The organism is Thermanaeromonas sp. DSM 22490, from assembly GCF_056378755.1.
In genome coordinates, this window is sequence record NZ_JBJHHE010000019.1 from 1 (window position 1) to 21,814 (window position 21,814).

Annotated in this window: 19 protein-coding genes; 4 read left to right on the forward strand and 15 right to left on the reverse strand. The window is 53.6% G+C overall.

Annotated elements, in window-relative coordinates; all coding sequences use genetic code 11:
- Positions 1-297 precede the first annotated feature (297 nt).
- Entirely contained in the window at positions 298-774 is a 477-nt protein-coding gene (locus AC1BI1_RS11635; RefSeq protein ID WP_476717468.1) for a DUF1640 domain-containing protein, read from the reverse strand.
- A gap of 360 nt (positions 775-1,134) precedes the next feature.
- Entirely contained in the window at positions 1,135-2,085 is a 951-nt protein-coding gene (locus tag AC1BI1_RS11640; RefSeq protein ID WP_476717469.1) for an Rpn family recombination-promoting nuclease/putative transposase, read from the reverse strand.
- A 430-nt stretch (positions 2,086-2,515) separates the two neighbouring features.
- Between AC1BI1_RS11640 and AC1BI1_RS11645 the strand changes: the two genes are divergently transcribed.
- On the forward strand, positions 2,516-2,752 hold the full coding sequence (locus AC1BI1_RS11645; protein WP_476717470.1) for a hypothetical protein: 237 nt from the start codon (positions 2,516-2,518) through the stop codon (positions 2,750-2,752).
- 14 nt (positions 2,753-2,766) lie between these two features.
- Positions 2,767-3,159, forward strand: a complete 393-nt coding sequence (locus AC1BI1_RS11650; protein ID WP_476717471.1) for a type II toxin-antitoxin system HicB family antitoxin — start codon at positions 2,767-2,769, stop codon at positions 3,157-3,159.
- Positions 3,160-3,255: 96 nt separating this feature from the next.
- Here the strand turns inward: AC1BI1_RS11650 and AC1BI1_RS11655 are convergent, their stop codons facing one another.
- From AC1BI1_RS11655 to fusA, 8 genes are all read right to left on the reverse strand, one after another.
- Positions 3,256-3,582 (reverse strand): hypothetical protein, encoded by a 327-nt coding sequence (locus AC1BI1_RS11655; RefSeq protein WP_476717472.1) that lies wholly within the window; start codon positions 3,580-3,582, stop codon positions 3,256-3,258.
- Between the two features lie 401 nt (positions 3,583-3,983).
- The gene (locus AC1BI1_RS11660) at positions 3,984-4,190 is read right to left on the reverse strand and encodes a hypothetical protein (RefSeq protein ID WP_476717473.1); all 207 of its coding nucleotides are present in this window, start codon (positions 4,188-4,190) and stop codon (positions 3,984-3,986) included.
- Positions 4,191-4,532: 342 nt separating this feature from the next.
- Positions 4,533-4,838, reverse strand: a complete 306-nt coding sequence (locus AC1BI1_RS11665; RefSeq protein ID WP_476717474.1) for a DUF4351 domain-containing protein — start codon at positions 4,836-4,838, stop codon at positions 4,533-4,535.
- 197 nt (positions 4,839-5,035) lie between these two features.
- Positions 5,036-5,599, reverse strand: a complete 564-nt coding sequence (locus AC1BI1_RS11670) for a hypothetical protein (RefSeq protein ID WP_476717475.1) — start codon at positions 5,597-5,599, stop codon at positions 5,036-5,038.
- 215 nt (positions 5,600-5,814) lie between these two features.
- Complete coding sequence (locus AC1BI1_RS11675) at positions 5,815-6,321, reverse strand: hypothetical protein (protein WP_476717476.1); 507 nt, start codon at positions 6,319-6,321, stop codon at positions 5,815-5,817.
- A gap of 364 nt (positions 6,322-6,685) precedes the next feature.
- Positions 6,686-10,360 carry a helicase-exonuclease AddAB subunit AddA gene (gene addA / locus AC1BI1_RS11680; RefSeq protein WP_476717477.1) on the reverse strand — a complete coding sequence of 1,225 codons (3,675 nt, stop codon included), beginning with the start codon at positions 10,358-10,360 and terminating at the stop codon, positions 6,686-6,688.
- Between the two features lie 31 nt (positions 10,361-10,391).
- Entirely contained in the window at positions 10,392-13,850 is a 3,459-nt protein-coding gene (gene addB, locus AC1BI1_RS11685; protein WP_476717478.1) for a helicase-exonuclease AddAB subunit AddB, read from the reverse strand.
- Between the two features lie 359 nt (positions 13,851-14,209).
- The gene (fusA, locus tag AC1BI1_RS11690) at positions 14,210-16,258 is read right to left on the reverse strand and encodes an elongation factor G (protein WP_476717479.1); all 2,049 of its coding nucleotides are present in this window, start codon (positions 16,256-16,258) and stop codon (positions 14,210-14,212) included.
- 184 nt (positions 16,259-16,442) lie between these two features.
- Between fusA and AC1BI1_RS11695 the strand changes: the two genes are divergently transcribed.
- Positions 16,443-17,966: a putative polysaccharide biosynthesis protein gene (locus AC1BI1_RS11695; RefSeq protein WP_476717480.1), complete on the forward strand. Its 1,524-nt coding sequence runs from the start codon at positions 16,443-16,445 to the stop codon at positions 17,964-17,966.
- Here the strand turns inward: AC1BI1_RS11695 and surE are convergent.
- The 5 genes from surE to AC1BI1_RS11720 form a co-directional block, all read right to left on the reverse strand.
- On the reverse strand, positions 17,943-18,728 hold the full coding sequence (gene surE / locus AC1BI1_RS11700; protein ID WP_476717481.1) for a 5'/3'-nucleotidase SurE: 786 nt from the start codon (positions 18,726-18,728) through the stop codon (positions 17,943-17,945). The two genes, AC1BI1_RS11695 and surE, sit on opposite strands and share 24 nt — an antisense overlap.
- A gap of 4 nt (positions 18,729-18,732) precedes the next feature.
- Entirely contained in the window at positions 18,733-18,864 is a 132-nt protein-coding gene (locus AC1BI1_RS11705) for a DUF4264 family protein (protein ID WP_476717504.1), read from the reverse strand.
- A complete protein-coding gene (locus AC1BI1_RS11710) occupies positions 18,809-19,774 on the reverse strand; it encodes a tetratricopeptide repeat protein (RefSeq protein ID WP_476717482.1) in 966 nt (321 codons plus the stop codon). The genes AC1BI1_RS11705 and AC1BI1_RS11710 overlap by 56 nt, the downstream gene beginning before the upstream one ends.
- 111 nt (positions 19,775-19,885) lie before the next feature.
- Entirely contained in the window at positions 19,886-20,332 is a 447-nt protein-coding gene (locus tag AC1BI1_RS11715) for a Fur family transcriptional regulator (protein ID WP_476717483.1), read from the reverse strand.
- A gap of 5 nt (positions 20,333-20,337) precedes the next feature.
- Entirely contained in the window at positions 20,338-21,315 is a 978-nt protein-coding gene (locus tag AC1BI1_RS11720) for a hypothetical protein (protein WP_476717484.1), read from the reverse strand.
- A 148-nt stretch (positions 21,316-21,463) separates the two neighbouring features.
- Here AC1BI1_RS11720 and AC1BI1_RS11725 point away from each other — a divergent pair, with 148 nt between their 5' ends.
- Positions 21,464-21,811: a TIGR04086 family membrane protein gene (locus AC1BI1_RS11725; protein WP_476717485.1), complete on the forward strand. Its 348-nt coding sequence runs from the start codon at positions 21,464-21,466 to the stop codon at positions 21,809-21,811.
- Positions 21,812-21,814 lie beyond the last annotated feature (3 nt).

Below are 21,814 nucleotides of genomic sequence, written 5' to 3' on the forward strand. Positions count from 1 at the left end.
GAGACTCATTTTTTCCCTCTCGAAGGTACAGAGTACATGTATCGCAACTTGGAACTAAAGCCAGGGGTCCCACCTCTTAATTACAAACCTCCCCGGCGCGACAACGTGGTTGACTTCCTTGCAAGACGTGCGCGGCCTAAAAGAAAGACTTAGCCATCTTGAAGCCTTCTTTAGCTGCAATCTCTCTGTTTCGCTAACTGTTTATCGACCAAGATCCATAAGCGGAAAGGGCTATATCACAGGGCAAGACCAGGTCTTGGGAGCGGGTTAAAAGCTGACCTACCCGCAAGCGGTTGCTTATTGCCAGATCTTTATAGCCACACTTACGCTTACGCCTAACGCCGCGAGGGCGATGGCTATGGTAGCCCATACCAGCCCCCTTATCTCCTGACGGAAAGTCCTTATCTCTTCCCTTATGCCGTTTTCCGAGGCCTTGATCTCCTGCCTCAACTGGGTCTCCATGGTTTTCATATCCTGCCTTAGCTGAGACTCTATGGCCTTCATTTCTTGCCGTAATTGTGACTCCATAGACTTCATCTCTTGCCGCAGTTGAGACTCTACGACTTTCATTTCTTGCCGCAATTGAGACCCCATATCCTTTATTTCCTGCCGCAGCTGGGTTACATTTTCCTCCAGTTCTTTACGCAGTTCCCGGATCTCGGCCCGCAGGTCCCTTATCTCGCCCTGGACCCAGCTCCCCAGGAAAAACATCTGCCCCTCCCGGCGAAACTGTTCTTCTTCCGAAGCGGCAATCTCCTTTCGGACTTCCTCCATGGCTTTCACCTACTTTCTAGTTCCAGTATAGCACCGGGCTAAACAAAAGCAACACGATTTTCACTTTTGGAAAAGCGACAGGCCGGATATTGGCTACATTTAAGATAAGAGGCCGTTAAAAAAGGCTCTGAATAGGGGCTGGCAGTCAAAATATTCGCGCCAGGTTTCCTCCAGGAACGTATACCGCGCCCATTCGTTTTTGCTCACCAGCAACTCGCCGCGGGTGGCGTGGTAGGGGCTGTCAGGAGACTATTATCTTTGATATGCCTAGCGGGGGCTTCCTTGGCCATCCGGGCGGCAAGATGATTACATATGCCCAGGAAAAACCGGGATGGGCCTCTGGATGGGCCCGGTTAGATTTTAATGGGCTATGCCGAGCAGAGCTTTCACGTCGCTTTCACTGGACACCTCAAATATCTTCTCCGCCAGCTCGTCAAGCTCCTTCAAGGAGAGAGCCTTGATTTTCTCCTCTACCTCAGGAGAAACAGAACCTAAACGCTTCTTTAACTGCTTTAGCAAAATTTCCCTCCGTCCCTCCTCCAGGCCCACTTTCCGGCCTTGCTCCAACCCTTGCTGCAACCCTTCTTGCCATCCCTTTATGTGCCACGAAGTCCTGAGTTCCATTACCTTCTTCACCTCCTCCGGACTTAATTCCTTATGTAACATCTCCTCCACTTCCTTCTCCTCTTCCGGGCTTAAACCCAGGTAAGTGTCAAATATCGCGGTTATAAGCCCCAGTTTCGCCGGGTCTAGCTGCATCCTGGCTACCATCCTGGTAAACTCTACCTTTAACCGCCGCCTCTCCTGGGGGCTGTAGTCCATCTTGCTAAGAAGCGCCGCCGCCACCGGATTGTCGCTCCTTAGGTACTTCCTCCACGGCAGCTTCTTAAGTTGCACCTTGTAAAACTTAAACTCCAGCACCTTAAGAAAAGAGAAGGCTACTTCGTGTTTGTCCGGCTCCTCAGCCTTGCTGTCATATGAAAAGACGGCTATGGGCAATACCTTCTTCTGGTATTTCTCATATAGCCGGCTAAAGTATATAAACATGCGCCGGGCAAAGTCAGGTTCTCTATAAGCTTGAGGCTCTACGTGGATAAGGACATAGCCCTCTTCTCCTTTTATTTTAACACTGGCTAGTATATCTACATAGTGCTTTTCTCCGGCGGTGATGTCGGTGATGATCTCCTGGGTCAAGAAGGTCAGGTCGGAATAATCGATTAAGGCGTGGGCTTCGGGGAAGAAGAGCTCCATGAATTCTTTAAAGAAGTTGGTGATGAGCTCTTTGAATATGGCGTCATGGTCTATGGGCATTTCCGGTTTCTCCTGTTTTTTCTTTAGTTTACGTTATTTTACTTTGGGTGTAAAGAGGTGAAAAGCTTGGGCAAGGGGCTAATAAGAATCGCTAACCCTTCACCTGGCAGTGGAAAGCTGCCTGGACATAGCCAGTCATATTATCTCTGCTGAAGGATTAAGGGAGCCTACACGCTTAAGGCCCGCAACTTGTGCGCGGGCCTTAAGTTAAACCCAATATTTCTTTCAAGGGCTGGCGCAGCTCGATAGGTATGGTAGCAATTTTGGTGCGCTTGCCCTCTAGGACCGCTTTGCCCACCATGACCAGAGCCCTGGACCAGAGGAAGCTCGAAACGTTAACTGCTCCACCGATCAGTTGGTCACCGGAGTATTCAGGTTTGGCATTATATATGATATTATGTATAATATTATCGGGAGTGAATTACTATCAATGACAAAAAGAGAAAAGCTGCTAGAGAAAATAAAGCGCAATCCTTGGGATGTTAATTTCGAGGATCTGGACAAGATTCTTAGACAACACGGTTTCAAGTGTAGACAGCCAAGCAAAGGGAGCAGCCATTATACCTACATAAAGGGTGATATTAGGCTAACGCTCCCCAAGCAAAATCCTATGAGGCCAGTGTATGTAAAAATGACATTAAGAGTAATAGAAGAAGCAGAAGAGTAAAGGAGGAATTTGCCTTGAATAAGGGTCTGGCTTACTACCTCAGTCTTGAGTATCCGTTTGTAGTAAAACCCCTTCCTAAAGAAGACGGCGGTGGATATATGGTCGAATTTCCTGATTTACCCAATTGCATCGGTACTGGAGATACAATTGAAGAGGCCATTAAGATGGCCCAGGATGCCAAGAAATGCTGGATCGAGGCTAGCTTAGAGGAGGGTTTAACTATACCCGAACCTTCTAACCCGCACGACGAACTGGCTGAATACAGTGGCCGTTTTCCCCTGCGGATGCCCAAAAGTCTTCATAAAATGGTTATGGAAAACGCCAGAAAGGAAGGAGTTAGCGCCAACCAGTATTTAATTCACCTGATAAGCCTGGGTATAGGAAAATCCATGAATTCACAAGGGTAAGAAGCAGTCCTAGTTATCCAATAGAAACCCCTTCTGCGAGCTCTGGCTTGTAGCCTGCTATCGCCGAACCTTGGCCGTCACAAAATTATTTTTCCTTCAGCTAGCCAGAGTTGGAAGCCGGCAAGGCAGAAATAACCCGCGGGCGAATGGGCGGATTGGGGTGAACTCCTCGTTTACTATTTGAACCAGATTGGAGGCTGTAAGGGCTCCTGGCCCATAGCCTTCTTTTAAAAGAGCAGCCAGTTTCTCCTTAGGTACTTTGCCCCCACCTTCCTGAATTATTTTATCAATTATTGCTTGCAGCTCTTCCGATTGGCGCGCAAGTCCCTGCAATCTTCTGGAGGCGTCAATGGTTGCGCTTTTGGCTTGGTAGCGGCGTTCTTGCTCAAAGAGAAGGGCGTTAAGCCGTTGCCGTTCTTTCACTATTTGTGCTGCCCTCTTCCAGTTTCAGTTTCCGGGCACAGCCGTTAATCTTGTAAATTTTAAGGCACCGGTACCATTTTCCGCTATCTTCTTGGCAAACTACCCCGCTATTATTACGGTAATCCTTCATATCAACAATTACTTGAGCGGCCAATTCCGCCGCTAAACGGGTAATAATAAAATATAAGTAAGAAGAAGTATCTCTTTTCGCGTCATAGGCGTATCCCTTCCTTAATTACTCGCTCCACCAATGAAGACACTGCTCCCTCCATCAGAACCAAGCTTACAGGAAAAGGTACGGCGATTTCCTCCGCTTCTGCCACGGTTCTCCAGTAATTGGCACGGGCAGGAAAGCCTTCAACCAGAAGGTCTATATCAGAGCGGGGAGAAAAGTGTTTTCCCTAAACCAGCGAACCAAAGAGATAGACGTTTTTCACCCTGTAACGTTCATTCAAATGCCTGGCTACTGCCCGTGCTCTGTCCAGAGCAAGGCTCCGTCTTTCTCCCTCGGCCTGCCGCTTGTTCTGGGCACGGCATTTCCAGCTCTGCCTTATGGCAGCCCAAGTGCTACTGTATTCAGTTCCCCTAGACCCAGGTTGTCGCTTCACATTTTGTGTACGCCTCCGCTGATAATAATATAACGCACCGTCATAAAGGCCCCCATCTTAAGCGCGGGCCTTAAGTTAAACCCGATATTTCCTTCAAGGGCTGACGCAACTCGACCTTTGCCCAGTAGAAGCCGTCGCCTTGCAAGCCTTTTGCACTTAGAGGATAACCTTCGAAGTTAAGTCGCGGCCAGCAACTCGCCGCGGGTGGCGTGGTAGCAGGTGTCAGGAGACGATTATCTTGGATATGGCTAGCGGGGGGCTCCCCTGGCTACCCATGCGGCAAGATGATTAGGTATGCCCAGGAGAAACCGGGATGGGCCTCTGGATGGGCCCGGCTAGATTTTAATGGGCTATGCCGAGCAGAGCTTTTACGTCGCTTTCACTGGACACCTCAAATATCTTCTCCGCCAGCTCGTCAAGCTCCTTCAAGGAGAGAGCCTTGATTTTCTCCTCTACCTCAGGAGAAACAGAACCTAAACGCTTCTTTAAAAGCCTTAGCAAAATTTCCCTCCGGCCCTCCTCCAGGCCCACTTTACGGCCTTGCTCCAACCCTTGCTGCAACCCTTCTTGCCATCCCTTTATGTGCCACGAAGTCCTGAGTTCCATTACCTTCTTCACCTCCTCCGGACTTAATTCCTTATGTAACATCTCCTCCACTTCCTGCTCCTCTTCCGGGCTTAAACCCAGGTAAGTGTCAAATATCGCGGTTATAAGCCCCAGCTTCGCCGCGTCTAGCTGCGGCGAGAATATCTACATAGTGTTTTTCTCCGGCGGTGATGTCGGTGATGATCTCCTGGGTCAAAAAGGTGAGGTCTGAATAATCGATTAGGGGGTGGGCTTCGGGGTCATGGTTCAGGAGAAATATAAAACAAGAAAGGATTTGTACCGCCCGTATCCGGGCCCCCAGACAATTCGTTAAATAATTCCAGACTACGGCGCCAAACCTTTTGGGCCTCCATGAGCCGTAGCTGCAAGCTTTCTATCTTCAGCAGGCATCCCAGCCGCTGGTCGCCGGCCAACAACAAGCTGCTACGAAATTCGCCCTCCTGTTCTTCCTCCCAGGAAATTATTTTTTGCAGCACAACATACCCTGTGCCGCCCTGATCTCTGAAGAGGGGTCGGCGAACAGGAAGGGGTACTAACGTCATCTGCGGGCCCAGTACGATAGGGGAAGCATGTCGCCGCCCTTCCCTGCCCCACGCGCTTAGGGCTTGTCGAGTACTCATCCCCAAAAAACCTAAGATATTATTTACCACCGTCTTAGTGCGATTTCTCACCTCCAATTTGCGCCTGTCATCGAACCACACTTCGGTATAGTTTCCCCCATCGTCTTTCCCGTAAATCGGAAGGAGACAAGTTAAGCGGACTAATTCCTTTTCCCGGAGCCAGCCGTAATCAGCAGCATTCATACTAAACACCCCCGAAGGAACGTCAAACTTTTCAATTATTATTGTGGAATAGCCTGCCAGAAGAGTCAAATTCTGAAAAATAACCACAGAAGGTCATAATTTATCGTTTTTCACCGCATAAGACCTTTTTTCTTAAGTTTCGTTTGGGCTTACGTAAATTTGTAGAAGGCGTATGGACCTTTGCGTGCATCATTTCTGGTGAAGCGATAGACAAATTAACTATATTCCTCCAGCCATTCCTGCACTTTCTGTAAGCCGGTTGCCGTTATCCTCCATCTTTTCCCGTCCTGTGTCACCCACCCTTCTCTCTTGGCGCGCTGCAAGTATGTCGTGAGGCTGTTGACAGTGGTTGATTTCTCCCGCAGGTCTGCCTTGAGTATGCGGCGCAGGTCTTCGTTGGTGGGCGGTTCTTTGCGGCAGTAATCAGCATAATAAACCACCAATGTAACCAGTTCTTTGTTATTCTGTATTAGCGCCCTGGAGCGGAGTTCGGCAATAGTCGGGATGGCTTCGAGATTTTTTTCCATTCCCTCGCCCTCATCGGATACCCGTCCTACTTCCGCGGCCCTGTCTTCCCTTTCGGCAAAATAACTCCTTTCTTTTGCAAATTCGTATAAAAGTTCCGATAATAGTGGGTTAGCCAAAGTTTCCCTAACGAATTCCTGGTCGCCCTTCAATACTACCTTTAACCCCCTGGTAACCAACTTAAAGTATGCCTCCATGAGTTTTTCCTCCCAATATAGGATTATTTTTCTAATAACAGATTAGCCGTTATCTCCGCGCTTGTCAACGGACAAATTACCAAACTAGCGTGGAAACCTGCAGTACCTGTTTATCGACCGCTGTATACTTTGGAATGTCTATTTTTCAACTTGTTATGACTACAGGCATACAATGAATGATTTTTTGCCTAATGTGTATATTGTTTGGTGACAAGCAAAGGTATCTACATTAGGCAAACTGCACCTGGATTCGACCCGCTTTAGGAGTTAAATCATATTTAATTAGTACCCCCGGGACCCACTCCGCTTTCTCTCCGCTTCCACTCCGCTTTATGGACATATGAATCATAAAATAGGATTTAACTCAGGTTGGGCAGCTCACGGCGACCTCGGGATAGAAAAAGTAAAGGTATCTATCCTTGACTTTGCGGCGGTAGATGGATTCTACGGCCAGGGCATAGATCTCCAGTTGCGGCCGGTAGCGTTCTGCCACCTCCATCAAGGAGGCAGGCTCTATCTTATCGGTTTTGTAGTCGATGAGCAAGAAGCCCTCTCCCTCGTCTACCAGGCAGTCTATTATCCCTTGGACTACCACGGTCTCCTTAGGCTCCCCTTCTCCCAGTTCCGGGTAAAAGCGGCCGGCAGGCAGGCCCAGGGTAAAAGGTACCTCCCTTAAGATCCTTTTCCCCGCCAGCAGGCGTTGTCCCAGGTCGCTTTTAAAGAAATTGGCGATCCTGGAACAGGAGACAGCAGCCGCCTGTTCGGGGGTGAGTATTTCCCTTTTCACCAGCGCCTGGACCTGCCGGGCAATGCTTTGGTCATCCAGGGGCCCGCTTAAGTCCAGATGCTGCATTACCAGGTGGAAAGCGTTGCCCACTTCCAAGGGGGTGAGCTCCTGGACTGGCTTAAGGAAGCGCGGCTGCCGTATGACTGCCGGCATAAAGGGCCGCACTTCTATTTCTTCGCCGGTGAGGGGACCATCCAGGGAATTTTTTACGTCGCTGACGGCGATCTTGGCGAATTTGGTCGCATATTTCGCGTAAGGGTAGCTCCAGTTGAGGGCCTGGAGGACCTGTTCCCGGTAGGGGCTTTGTACGGGTACGGGGTCCAGTTTTTGGACTCTTTGCAGCAGCTCCTCCAGAGGGCCGCCTTTTTGTTCTTCCGGCGCCGGGAGGCTCCGGGGGTCCCAGTAGTATATTTGCCACGTGCCGGCATCGCGTGTGGGCCCTGAGTCGGCGACCCTCAGGGCCGGCAGTATCCAGTCTAGATAGTTCCGGGCGGTAAGGAGGATGGAAACGGGGAGGGGTTGGTCCTGCGCTCTTCCGGTGGGCCATAAGGCGCGCAATCTCTCCTCCCCTCCCTTTACGGTTCCTACCAGGATCAATTTTTCCCGCGCCCGGGTTAAGGCTACATAGAGGATGCGCAGCTCCTCAGCCAGGTTTTCTCTTTTAAGGCCGTCCCGTACCGCCATATAAAGCAAAGTAGGATAAACCAAACTTTTTGCGGGGTCTACAAATTGTAAGCCCAGGCCCCATTCTCTGTGGATGAGAGCATTCTGGTACAGGTCTTTTAAGTTAAACTGGCTGCCCAGGCCGGCCAGGATAACCACGGGGAATTCCAGGCCTTTACTCTTGTGCACGCTCATCAAGCGCACCACGTTTTCCTTTTCCCCCAGGGGCTGGGCTTCGGCCAGGTCCTCGCCGCTTTCCTGCAGCCGCTCTATGAAGCGCAAGAATCCGAAAAGGCCGCGCAATGAAGTCTGTTCGTACTGCCGCGCCCGGTCTATAAGAGCGCGCAGGTTGGCCTGGCGCTGCTGGCCGCCCGGCAAGCCTCCTGCCCAGTCGTAATAGCCTGTCTGGCGATATATGGTCCAGATCAGGTCGGAAAGTTTGCCCCGCCGGGCGAGAGTGCGCCAGTCTTCGAGTTTTTGCCAGAATTGGGCCAGGCGTTCTGCCAGGGGCCCTTGCCCTGTTTTCACTTCGGCCGCCACCGCGGCCGCGAATTCTCCCTGGGGATGCCTGGCGCGCAGCCTGGCCAGGTCGTCGGCCTTCAAGCCTACTATGGGCGAACGCAATACAGCGGCCAGGGGAATATCTTGATAGGGATTATCTATTATTTGCAGTAAGGCCAGCATAGTGGCTATCTCCGGGGCTGCCAGGTAGCCCTCCCCGGTATCTGCGTAGGCCGGGATACCCCACAGGCGCAGTTCTTCCAGGAAGATCCCGGCTTTCCCCCGGGTGGAGCGCAAGAGAATTACAATATCGCGGTAAGTCAAGGGCCGGTAAGACCGGTATTGGGCGTCCCATATTTGGCCCCTGTTCACCAGTTCCTGGATGCGGTGGGCTACTAGGCGGGCCTCTGCCTGGACGGTCTCCAGTTCTTCCGGTTCCTGAGGAGCAGGCCCTTCCTCCAGACCATTCGCCTCTCCGTCACGGTTAGCCTGGTGTATAAGCAGGTGCAGCTCTACCGGTTGAGCTGAGGTGTCCCCTTCAGCCGCGGGATAAGCGGCTCCCGGCCGCAGTTCGGCGGCGGTGTCGTAATCTATCTCCCCTACTTCGGCAGTCATGATATGGCGGAAGAGGAAGTTAACGGCGGACAAGATTTCCGGCCGGCTGCGGAAATTAACGGTGAGATCCAGGCGGCGGTGGCGGCTGCCGGGAGCTTTATCGTAAGTAAAATATTTTTCCAGGAACAGGCTGGGTTCGGCCCAGCGGAAGCGGTATATGCTCTGTTTCACGTCGCCTATTAAGACGAGATTGGGCCGCTCCCCTCCCTGCCGGGAGACCAGCCGCAGGATAAGGTCCTGCAAGGGATTGATATCCTGGTACTCATCCACCAGAACTTCTACAAAGTGCTCCTGCAGTTCCCGGGCCAGGGACGAAGGCGCCAGGTTATGGGGCCCTGCTTCCGGCGCAAGCAAGAGCTTAAGGCAGTAATGTTCCAGGTCGTTAAAATCTACCAGGCCCTGCCTCTCTTTGATTTCCTGGTAAGCTTGAGCAAAAGCAAGGACCAGGTCAACCAGCTCCTCTACCAGGGGAGCCAGGTCTTGCAGGGCGGCCAGAGTCTGGGCGGCGGAGTGGGAGAAATAGGTCTCCTGCCAGTGCCGTATCTTGTCTTTGTAATTCTGGCGCAGGGCCTGGACCTGCTCCTTTAGGGCAGGATCCACATCCTTGGGAGAACGTCGCAGCTGCCCGAAGGAGATGTCCTGGCCGGTCTGGCAAAATTCGTCCCAGGACTCCCTGCTCGCCCGGTACAGGCGCCGGAGGTGGAAGAGATCCTCGGCGAGCGCTTGCGCGTAGGTTGCGGGGCCCCGCGGGTTTTGGGCGAGGGTTAGGGCTTCCTCTGCTTCCCTTATTGCTCCTTTGATTTCCAGGGCCAGGCTTTTCTTTAAGGCGCGGACCCAGGGAAGTTCATCGAAGTTCTTAACACCGTGATTTTTATAAGCCGCCAGGACCTGCTTAAGCCAGAATTCCGGCCAGGGATGGGTGCGGGCAAAGTTGTAGAGGCGCAAAGTCAAGTCCTGAAGGAACTGGTCGTCCCGCTGACCTCCAAAGGCGTCCACCAGCCGGCCAAAGGCAGAGCTGGTTTCCAAAGCCCGGGCATAGCGTTCTTCCAGGACCTGTTCCAGTATTTCCTGGCGCAGCAGAGCGGCCTCTATCTCCCCCATTATCCGGAAAGATGGGGTCAAACGGATAAAATAGAAGTATTGCCGCAGCAGGTCCAGGCAAAAGGAGTGCAGGGTGGTGATGCTGGCTTTTTCCAGGAGCAGGATCTGGCGGCGAAGATGTAAGGAGGCCGGGTCTCGGGCCAGTGCCTGGTACAGGGCGTTGCTTATGCGCTCCCGCATTTCGGCCGCGGCCGCCTGGGTGAAGGTGACCACCAGGAGCCGGTCGAGGTCCGTTTTTTCCCGCGGGTCGGTGAGGCGCTGAATAACGCGTTCGACCAGCACCGCTGTTTTGCCCGCTCCTGCTGCGGCGGATATTAAGAGGTTAGAACCTCTCGCTTGTATGGCTTCCCTTTGCTCCGCGGTCCAGTTCATTTTCACCGGTTTCTCCTCTATATGGGTTTCGTTATATTACTTGCTCGTTGGCAGATATCCGCGAAACCCGCAGTTTCTCCCAGAGGCTTTTGTTATCCGGATCGTGTAAAAAGCGATAGCTATTGCCGGGCAAGAGGGGGTCAAAGCCGCAGACCTGACGGTAAGGGCAGTACGGACAGGGCGAAGAGCCTTTCCAGCGGTAGGGGGATATGCTGATGACCCCCTCCAGGATCTGCCGGCCGGTGTCTTCCAAGATCCTTCGCAGGTGTTGCCGGAGTAGAGCGAACTGTTCCGGGGATAATGTAGAAGACCTGCTCCCCGGCAGAAGGGGAGAAGGCTGGGGCCAACGGTTGTCCATAAGGCTTAAAGCGCCGGGATCGCCCAGGAGTAGCCCCTTCATTTTGAACTTTTTCAGCAGCTCTTCTTCTATATCAATATCCTGGGAAGGGCCGGGGCTCCTTACCAGGGGGTTTATCACCGGGAAATAGAGAACTCCGGCCGGCAGGCAGGGCTGCCCGAGGAGGTCCTGACCATGGGTTAGAAGGACTTCCAGGTAAGTGAGGAGCTGTAGCTTTAAGCCCCAGTACAGTTCGGCCAATTTTAGATCGGTGGAACTGGATTTGTAGTCGACAATGCGCACCCACAGGCCCTGTTGGCCGGGGGCTACGTCCACCCGGTCGATGCGGCCGGATATTTCCAGCACTTGTCCTCCGGGCATAGTTATCCTTAGAGGAGGCAGCTGGCCCTGGGGGCCGAAGGCCACTTCCAGCCCGGCCGGCCGGAAAGTGCTGTTCCGGGCCTCTTTAGCCAAGACTGCAGCGGCCCGCTCTAGGGTTTGTTCCAGCTTGCGGGTCAAATAGCGGTAGCGGGCGGTGCTTAAAAGGATCTCGTTTTGCAGCCTGGGGGCCAGTTCCGCCACTATCTCCCGGCAAAGCTCCTGGCAGTGGCTGTTCTCCAACTGGCCCCAATCCAGTTGCTCTCTTTCAAGGGTTTCGGCCAGTTTCTTTAAAGCAGCGTGGAAGAACTGGCCCAGGTCCGGCGCCACTAGTTTGTAGCGCTGGCGCTCTTTAAGTCTTAGGCCGTCCCCCAGGAAATGGGCAAAGGGGCAGGCCCGGAATCTTTCCAGGCGGGATACGCTGGTCCTTAAGGTTTCCCCGTACAGGGCGCGGCTAACCTCGGGCTGCAGGGGCTCCTCCCGGTTGGCGTAAAAAATCCCGGCTATTATTTTTTCCAGCTGCTGGCGGTAAAGGGGGTGCTGCCGGGCCCAATTATATACCTCGAACCACACGGGATCTGGGCTTTGGCCCGCCACAAGTTGGCGCAGCCGGCCGGCCAGGTAAGAGAGCGCTGGGGCCGGACGGGCTATTAAGTTTAGAGGGGAAGCCCCTTGGAGATCGGGTTCTGCGCTCAGAAAGGTTTCCTGGAGGCTGGGCAGGAGAGCTTTTACTCGGCCGATCACTGGTGAGGGCCTCAAGGCCCGGCCCTCCTCATCGGCCAGGGCGTAGCTCAAATAAAGGAACTCCCTGGAGCGGGTGAGGGCTATATAAACGAGGTGCTGTTCATCCAGGAGGCGCCTTGTGCTTCCGGGAGCCAGGTTTAATCCCTTTTGTTCCAGCTCTTCCCTTTCGGCATCCTTGAAGAACCCCATGGTGGCCGGACGGGCGGGAAAAAGCCCTTCGTTGGCGCCCAAGAGGAAGGCGGCCCGCACCTCCGGGTGGCGCGAGCGGTCCAGGGAAGTCACCAAGACCTGGTCCAGCCCCTGGGGGATAAGTCCTAGGCGCTGGCCCTCCAGGCCAGCGGTTAAGACTTTAGCGTACTCGTCCAGGGTCAAAGCTTCCTCTCCCAGGATTTCCACCAGTTGCTCCAGGGTTTGCACCACGGTTTCCCAGATTTGAGCGTGTTCCTGGGCTTCGTCCCAGAGGCCGCTGGCCCCGGCCCGGGAGCGCCAGCTTTCCAGCTGCTCGGGCACTTTTAGCCGCAGGAGGAGGTTATAGAGGGCGAGGGTCATCTCGCGGCAGTTGCTGGCCTGGCGCAGGGCGCGGTCCAGGGGGCCCAGGAAAGTGACAACCTTATCCCTTAGGGCATTGATCTGCTCCAGGTCAGAGGAATCTTCAGCCGTAGCTGTTTCTTCCTCCAGGGTATAGCGGCGCTGATAAGTCCAGGGCCGGCCGTCCAGCCAGCTTGATCCCCGGATACCATGGGCCAGGACGTAATTTTCCAGGATGTCTACTTCTTCCCTGCTTATGGGCACCAGATCTGTTTTTAAGAAGCGGAAAAGGGGATCGTAAGCCCAGTTCTGGGCCACGGTTTCCAGGGCAGCGCGCACCAGCTCCACTAGGGGATGCTGGATCAAGGGGCGCTTGGCGTCAATAAAAAAGGGAATATCATAATCGGCAAAAACGTTGGCTATAAGGTCCCGGTAGAGCTCCAGATCGCGCACCAGCAGGGCGATCTCCCGCCAGCGATAGTCACGGGTGCGGCAAAGGTGGATTATCTCTCGGGCCACCCCCTCCACTTCGGCCCGGCGATCCGTGGCTGCCAGCAGCCGCACGTGATTCACGGGTCCCTCCCGGGCCGGAGCGGCCGGATGGAAGAAGTTTCGTTCCAGATAGGCCAGCTCACCGGCCAGAAGGAAACGGTAAGGTACCTCTTGATCCAGCACCGCGGGAGGATCTACCGGTACTTCTAAGCGGTGGGCCAGGTCTTTAAGCCTGGCCAGGGTCTCTCTGGTGGGGTAAAAGGGGTCCCCTTCGAGGACGGGTTTTTGAAGTTCGCGGCTGTCCAGGCAGAGGGCGATATGTACGCACCGGCAAACTCTTAAAAGGCTCTCCAGTACGGCGTACTCCTGGGGCGTGAAGCCGGTAAAGCCGTCCACCCAGACCTCGGCTCCCCGGAGGCTTTGGGCTTGGAGAAGGTTGGCAGCCAGAAGCTCCAGGGTATCCTCGGGGTCCAGGAAACGAGGGGCTAAAGCTTTTTCCATCTCCTCCCACAGGAGGGCCAGGTCGTGGAGTTTAAGGGCCAGGGGACTGTGCGGATCTTGGGCCTGTAAAGAGGTGCTGGCCTGCCGGAGGTCTGCCGGGCTAAGGCGGTAACGTTTGAGCTCCTGCAGGGCAGCGGCCAGCTCGGCCACAAAACCGGGCTGCCGCCAGGCACCTAGGTGCAGGATTTGTAATTCTGCTTCATGGCGTTCCAGCAGGCGCCGCAGGATCATGTGTTTGGCCAGGTCGCTGATATAGGGCCTGGTCAGCCCTCCTACTTCCTGGCCCACCCGCCAGGCCAGGCGGCGAAAGCTTAAGACCTGGGCGCGGATCGACCCCTGGAGGTCGGGACCGGTGACCAGGGCCTTTTCCATTTGGAAGGTAGCCTGTTCGGGTACCAGGAGGACGAGGGGCGGCCCCTCCGGGTCGGCCAAAAGCTCCCGCCGTATGGAGTCCAGGCAATAGCGCGTCTTTCCCGTACCGGCGCGGCCGAGGATAAAGTGCAGGCTCATAAAGTCCTCCCAAAAAGGGAACGGTTGTACAACTGGCACATCCCGAGTTTTAGTCTCGTAGCCCTGGCGTATCCCCAGTTGTGCCTCTAGGCCTGCTTGGCTTTCGCTCGCGAAAGTTTCCCTCGCGGGCCAAACTAGCGCTCGGCCTAAAAGCTTAAGGCGGGGTTCCTCGTCAGCTGGCATCCTTGCCGATAGGGCCGGTCTTAGGCCTCTCTATCCTCGACCCCTTCTTAAGCTTTCGGCCGAAGCTTAAGTTTGGCTACCGCGAAGGCTTGTTCGCTCGCTTTCAAGTCCAAGCAGGCCTAAGTTTCAAGCCTGGATACGTCGGTTGTTCACCGCTCCCCTTATAAAGCCTTCAGTTACTCTTCTTTATCCCGGGCAGCCCTGGCTGCCTGGATAATTTTTTCGGCAATGCCCGCCGGCACTTCCTCGTAGTGGTCAAACTCCATGCGGAAATGGCCGCGGCCCTGGGTGAGGGATTTGAGATCGATGGCGTAGCGGTACATTTCCGCCAGGGGAACTTGGGCCCGGATGACCTGGTTTTTGCCGTTGGGCTCCATGCCCAGAATGCGGCCCCGTCGCCCGTTGAGATCGCCTATAATATCGCCCATGAATTGCTCGGGCACGGTGATCTCCACGTTCATGATGGGTTCCAAAAGTACCGGTTTGGCCTGCTCCATGGCTTTTTTGAAGGCCATGCCGGCTGCGATCTTAAAGGCCAGCTCCGAGGAGTCTACGGAGTGGTAGGAACCGTCGGCCAGGTTTACTTTAATATTGGTAACGGGATAGCCGGCCAGGATGCCTTCCTGCATGGCCTCGCGGATACCCTTTTCTACCGCCGGGATATACTGCCGCGGCACCGCTCCCCCGAAGATGGTCTCAGTGAATTCAAATTCCTTGTCCGGCAGAGGCGACATATCTATAAAGACATGGCCGTACTGGCCGCGCCCGCCGGTCTGCTTCTTGTATTTGCCTTCTACCCTGGTGACGGAACTCTTGATGGTTTCCCGGTAGGGCACCTTGGGCGTGGACATTTCTACTTCCACGCCGAACTTGGACTGGAGGCGTTCGACCGTGATGTCCAGGTGCAGTTCGCCCATGCCGGTTAAGATGGTTTCCCGGGTCTCGTTGTTTTTGGCTATGCGGAGGGTGGGGTCCTCTTCCAACAAACGGGCCAGAGCGTTGCTGAGCTTATCCTCATCTCCTTTGCTCTTGGGCTTGATGGCTACCGGCAGCGTAGGCTCGGGGAAGGTTATACCTTCCAGCAGCACCGGATGGGCCTTGGTGGTCAGAGTATCGCCGGTGGAGGAAACGGTTAGCTTGGTGACGGCCCCTAGATCTCCGGGTTTTAGTTCGGTTACCGGTACCTGATTTTTGCCCTGCAGGGTGAAGATAGACCCTATTTTTTCTTCGCTCTCTTTGTTGGCGTTGTATACGGTGGAATCGGGCCGGAAAATGCCGCTGTAGACACGGAATATGCTAAGTTTTCCTACATAGGGGTCGGCCAAGGTTTTAAAGATCAGAGCGGAGAGGGGTTCTTTTTCTAATTCGGCTCCGGATTTCCCCGCCCGGGAGGCTGGGGACGGCAGGAAATCAACGATAAAGTCCAGCAGAGGCGCCACAGCTATATTCTTAAGGGCGGAACCGCAGAGCACCGGTATCACTTTCCCGCTGGCCACGGCCTGTTTAAAACCGCGGCGGACTTCTTCCGGCGTCAGCTCCTCACCTTCCAGGTATTTCATTAAGAGCTCGTCATCGCCTTCGGCAGCCGCTTCGATTAAGGATTCCCGTATGGATTTTACTTCCTCTTGGTATTCGGCTGGTATGGGTATTTCCTGGGCCTTGCCGTCCTGGTAGGAATAGGCTTTGAGGCCCAGCACGTCGATTATCCCGCTGAAGGTTTCGGCTGCTCCTATGGGTAGCTGCACGGGAACAATATTGCCGCTCAGACGTTCTTTCATGGATTCCAGGGCCCGGTGGAAATTGGCGTTTTCGCGGTCCATTTTATTGATGTAGGCCAGGCGCGGTAGCCCCTGGGCATCGGCGTGCTCCCACACGATCTCCGTCTGCACTTCTACTCCGGCTACGGCGCTCAAGACCACCACCAAACTATCCGTTACCCGCAAGCTGGCTAGCACATCGCCGAAAAAGTCGGCATAACCGGGGGTATCCAGCAGATTTATCTTGTTATCCTTCCACTCGCAAAAAGCCAGGGAAGTGTTAATGGTTACCTTGCGCTTGACTTCTTCAGGATGAAAGTCGGTGACGGTATTGCCTTCCTCTACCCGGCCCAGCCGTTTAGTGGCTCCTGCATTGTACAGAAGCGCCTCAGTGAGACTAGTTTTGCCAGCACCGCCGTGGGCTACGATGCTGACGTTGCGAATACTTTCCGTGGGGTAAACCTTCATTAAAACAAGACCTCCTCGCTGCTCTATGGGTTTATGAAATATAATTGGCTTTCTGTTTTAAAAAATCCTTTTTCCCTTTAAATATTTTTTACCTAACCGTTTTTTATTTCTACTTTTCCCTTCTTTTGGTTCTTCTAAACCGCCCAGGACGAGCATAAGGATTTTAGGCGAGGGGTGAAAGGTTATGCCGGGGACCGGTCTCTGGCAGGGGGCAGCCATACTAATGCTGGCAGGCCTCTTCAACCGGGTCTTGAGCTTTATTTACCGGATTTTAGTAATACGGCTTATCGGGCCGGAGAGCATGGGGCTGTACGAGATGGTTTTTCCTTTCTATACGCTGGTGCTGGTAGTGGCTACGGCCGGAATACCGGTAGCCCTGGCCAAGCTCGTAGCCGAGCGGGTGGCACGCCAGGAGTGGAGAAGGGCACGCAATGTTTTTAGGCTATCTTTGTTTTCCTTAAGCTTAAGCGGCCTAACCTTTACTCTCCTGCTTTACTGGGGGGCTCCTTACCTGTCCACCAAGGTTTTTGCCGATAGCCGGGTGTACCCGGCCTTTATGGCCATGATAGTCGCTCTCCCTCTGGTATGTGTCTGCTCTGCCTTCCGGGGCTATTTTCAAGGGCTGCAGCTGATGCGCCCTCTGGCTGTGTCGCAGATGATGGAACAGGTGGTACGGGTGAGCAGCGGCTTGTGGCTGGCTATGCTGTTTTTGCCCCGCGGTATCGAGTGGGCGTCTGCCGGTCTGGCCTGGGGTATGGTCCTGGGGGAAGGAGTGGGGTTGCTGGCCAGTTTGCTCATCTTCTGGTGGGCCAGGGGTTATTATGAATTGGATACAGGCAGGACTCACCTCTTTAGCGACCTCCTGCCCCTCACCCGGCTGGCCGTACCCGTCACCCTCGCTCGGGCTGCCAGCGGCCTCATGCTCACCCTGGAAGCGCTGCTAATACCTCGCCAGCTGCAGGCCTGGGGAGTTTCTTTGCGGGAGGCTACTACCCTTTACGGCCAGTATTCCGGTATAGCTTTAACCTTGATTTATCTGCCCATGATTATTACGGTAGCGGTGGCCATGGTCATGGTACCGGCCATGTCCGAGGCCCAAGCCCTTAAAAACTATGAACTGTTACAAAAGCGCTGCACCCAGGCCCTCCGGGTCACCATCTTAAGTGGTTTACCCTTTGCCGTTTTCTTTTATTTTTTCGCTACCGAAATTTCGGCAGCCATATTTAAGACGCCGACGGCCGGTGTCCCTTTGAAAGTTTTGGCCTGGGGCTGTGTTTTCCTCTATCTCCAGCAAACCACTAACGGCATTTTGAACGGGCTGGGCGCCATGAACACCGCCCTGTATACTACTCTGGTGGACGGGGTGGTGGATATCCTGGCCGTCTATTTCTTAACTCCCCTCTGGGGCATAGTAGGCGCCGCCCTGGGAGTGAACTTGGGCTGTGCTTTTAGCACCTTCCTCAACTTGATGGCCATAAGCCGATTGATTAAGTTGCGCCTGGATATGAACTTCCTGCTCTGGCGACCCTCGATAGCTGCCCTGATCCTGGGTTTAGGCATAAAACTGGTGTGGGGCCTTTTGAGCGCTTGGAACGGACCCTGGCAGCTGGTGGCCACTTTGGCGGCAGGGGGCCTGTTATACTTTGGCGCCCTGCTCTTGACTCGCACAGTTTCCGGCCGCTACCTATGTTTTTGGAAATGGCTTTAAAGAAAAGGCCAGATTTTTATCCTCGCGCAGTTTCGTTAAAAAGCGGTGATTGGTTAAGTCCAGCTGGATAGGTGTGATGGAGATGTAATTTTGGTTTATGGCTCCTACGTCCGTATCCGGCCCGGGGTCCAGATCCTGGACCTCTCCCCCCAGCCAGAAATATACCCGTCCCCGGGGATCTACTCGCCTTTCAATGGTATTGACGTATCGCCTGCGGCCCAAGCGGGTGTAGGCTACACCCGCTATTTTTTCGGGGGACACATTGGGAATATTAATATTAAGTAAGGTGTCGGGGGGCAGTCCCAGGTCGGGCATCACCCGGCACAAGGAGGCTACAAAGGAGGCCGCAAAGGTATAATCAGGGTCCTGTTCCCCGGCCAGGGAAACGGCTAGGGAAGGTATTCCGTTGATACACCCTTCGATGGCCCCGGATACCGTGCCGGAGTAAAGGACATCGGTACCCAGGTTTTCGCCTCGGTTGATGCCGGAAATCACTATATCCGGCGGCTGGGGCAGCAAAGCCTCCAGGGCCAGCTTAACGCAGTCGGCCGGAGTGCCATTCACCGCCAGGCCGCGCAAGCCATTAGCCAGTTCAGTTTCCGTTACCCGCAAGGGTTTATGCATGGTGATGCCATGGCCGATGGCGCTTCTTTCCTTTTCCGGGGCCACGATAAATACGTCGGCCAGGGAGGACAAATGTTGGCCGAGGACCTTTAATCCTTCTGCTGTTATACCGTCGTCGTTGGTCAGTAGAATGAGCAATAGATTACACCTCGTAGATAGAAAGGATCATTACTTCCTTGACTTTATCTTTGGCCAGACCGAACATGAGCCGGTAATCTTTAAGATTCTTGTTCAGAAAGTCTACAATCTGGTAAAGGCTTTCGTCGCTGGGAATGGCTTTGGAAGCGAGCAACCGCATTTCGGGTACCTCCGGTAAATTCGGTGGCTTCCTGGGCATCGCCAGGTATTAGACCTAAGGCTTTATTATAGCAGTAAACCGCCTTCTCTTCCACCTTTAAGCGGGCATAAATATGCCCTTTTAGTTCCCAGGCTTTGAGGCTTTGGGGATACCGGCTGAGCAGCTCCTCCAGGTAGTGCAGGGCTTCTTCTTGCCGGCCCAGCCTCCTTAAGCACTCCGCATAGCTTAAGCCGATCGTCTCGTCCTCGGGGTCCAGGGCCAGCGCTCTTTGATAATAGGTCAGGGCCAAACTTTCTTTACCCATATCTACCAGGAAAGTGGCAATTTCATAAAATAGGGCCGGCTCTGGCGGTAAAAGCTTTAAGGCCTGTTCATAGCAGGTCAGGGCTTCGGCCCTGCGGCCACAAGCCAATAGGCTCTTGCCCAGGTTGATCCAGAATTCGCCTGCTGCGGGATCTAGGGAGATGGCTTGCCGGTAGCAATTAAGGGCCTCTTCTACCCTTCCCGCTTGAAACAGACATACCCCTAGATTATTCCAGAGATAAGCATCCATCTCATTGTAGCGCAGGGCGCGGGCAAAATACTCGCAGGCCTCTGACCACAGGGACAGCCGCTGGGCTGCTACGCCGGCGTTAACCGCTATAGCTGGGTCCTGGGGTGAAAGCCTAAGACCTTGCCGGCAGCTTTCTAAAGCCAGGGCAGGATGGCCCAATTTTAGATAACAGTAACCCAGATTATTCCAGGAGATGGCATCCCGGGGCCTTAAATTTAGATATTGGCGGTAAAAAGCCACGGCTTCTTTATAAAGTTCTTTCTCCAGCAGTTGTTCGGCCTCTTGCTTGAGCAGCTTGGGCAGGGCGTGACGGCGAGAGGCAGGAACAGGCAACTTTCATCTCCCCTTTTTCTTCGTCCTGCCTCTAAATTTTCGCCCCTACCCGCACTAATTCCTACCATAAATACCAAAAAGTTTCTGCCAAATATCAACACCATATTTATTTTATTTGCGCTTATCTTTGCATTCTCGACAGTACCCGTAAAACTTCAACTGGTGATCGGTAATTTCAAAATCGGTTTTTTTGGTAATCAGGGTCTCCAGGGATTCCAGCAGGTCGTGATCGAATTCTTGCACCTTGCCGCAATTCAAACAGATCAAATGGTGGTGGTGGTGTTCATCCCGGTGGGTAAATTCGTACCGGGCCCGGCCATCGCCGAAATTAATACGTTGGAGAATATCCAGGTCCACCAGGAGATCTAAGGTGCGATACACGGTGGCCAGCCCGATATCCGGGTATTGGCCTTTGACAATGTTATAGACCTCTTCGGCGCTCAAATGTTCGCTGGCGTTATTTAAAAAGGCTTTGAGAATTACCTGGCGCTGGGGAGTAATTTTATAATCCTGGTCATGCAGTTTTTTATAGATTTCTTCCAGATGGCTTTCCGTCATTTATCTCACCTTTTAATAGTAAGATTTTCCAGGAGTCCCCACATTTTATCTTCCCCTTCGGGGTTGGTGGCTAACCGCAGCTGGCCGGAAGCTAAGAATAGCCTTAAGGCGCCGGTGAGTAAGCCTTCTGTTAAGTTCTGTTCCCCAAGGATATGAGAGGCGCCGAGAATTAAAGCGGCTAACGGATTACCACCTGCCCGGACTTCAGCTCGAGGGAGAGTTGGAGAGTTATCAATATTAATGTCCACATGGGGAGTAGTTATATAAGCTTCTTGGCCCTTGGCTATATACATGGCTACAATATGTTTGCCGCTATATAGTAGGTTGCCCCAAAAATCGGCCAGTAAAAGGGTGTATTGGTCACTATAAAGGCGACCTATATAAGCCCCGGCTAAAGTTTCTTTTAGCGGGAAGTTATAACGGCGGTGATCGTGATATCCCACACCTTCTATGGTAAAAGTTTTATCCTTTATGGTGATTTCGCCTTGGACAGTTGCGCGCGGTACCGGCACTTGCCAGGCCAGATAAAGCCGCCCTAGATCGCCATAAGCGATCCTTCCTATTCCAGGCTGCCAGCCAGGCACTTCAGGTTTAAGTTCCAGCTCTCCGGATACCTGCTGGTTTTTAAACCTTACCCGATACTTACCGGATAAGTCTTCGGCTTCGTTAGGTCCTATTTTTATACGGCAACGGTCGGTGGCAGCCGCAAAATCTGCTGAGGATACGGCCTGGGTTTCCTGCCCTTTTTCTCCTTTGACCCACCAGGACAGGTGCGATCGGGCTTGTAGCTGGCTGGAATTGGTTACAGTAAACGACGTCCTTAAGTATATATCCTGGTCAGATAATACCTCAAAAATCCAGCTTTCCTCCAGGGTCTCTCCAGGCTGCGGGCGATGGTAGGCATCGTCTTCCGGGGTTAGCGGCCTGTCAGTTAGGGCATTGAACTCAGCATCTTGCCAGAATGAAAAAGTGCTTTCCCTCACCAGTATCACTCCCTTGAACCGCTCGAACTCATTCTATGCCTAAATTCGACGCGAAGCTTAAAAAACCTCCTGCCGTTACTTAGGTTCTTTTCTCTTGACCGGCCGCATAAGGTTAATATGAGCCAGTTATCCGCGGGAGGTGGAAAGGTTGCGTTACCTTCTGGTAGGACTGCTTCACGCGTTAGGCGTAGCTTTGGGGCTGGCGATGGTTTTGGGTTTCTTGCTCTATGCTACTCCCCTTTCCGAGGCACGGCTGCCCGTGATGGCGGGGGTAATCCTGGCACTGGCTGTTTTTTGGGGAGCTTTGCAGGCAGCCCGCCTGGCCGGTTCTCGCGGCCTTTGGCAGGGTCTGGGAGTCGGTTTTCTTTTTTCCCTGGTTATCTTACTGCTGAGCTGGACAGGCGTCCCGGCCAACCTGGCCCTTTTCGTGCAGAAGCTGGGGATATCTTTGCTGGCCGGGGCCATGGGAGGCATTGCCGGTGTAGCTGGCCGCTAGGGC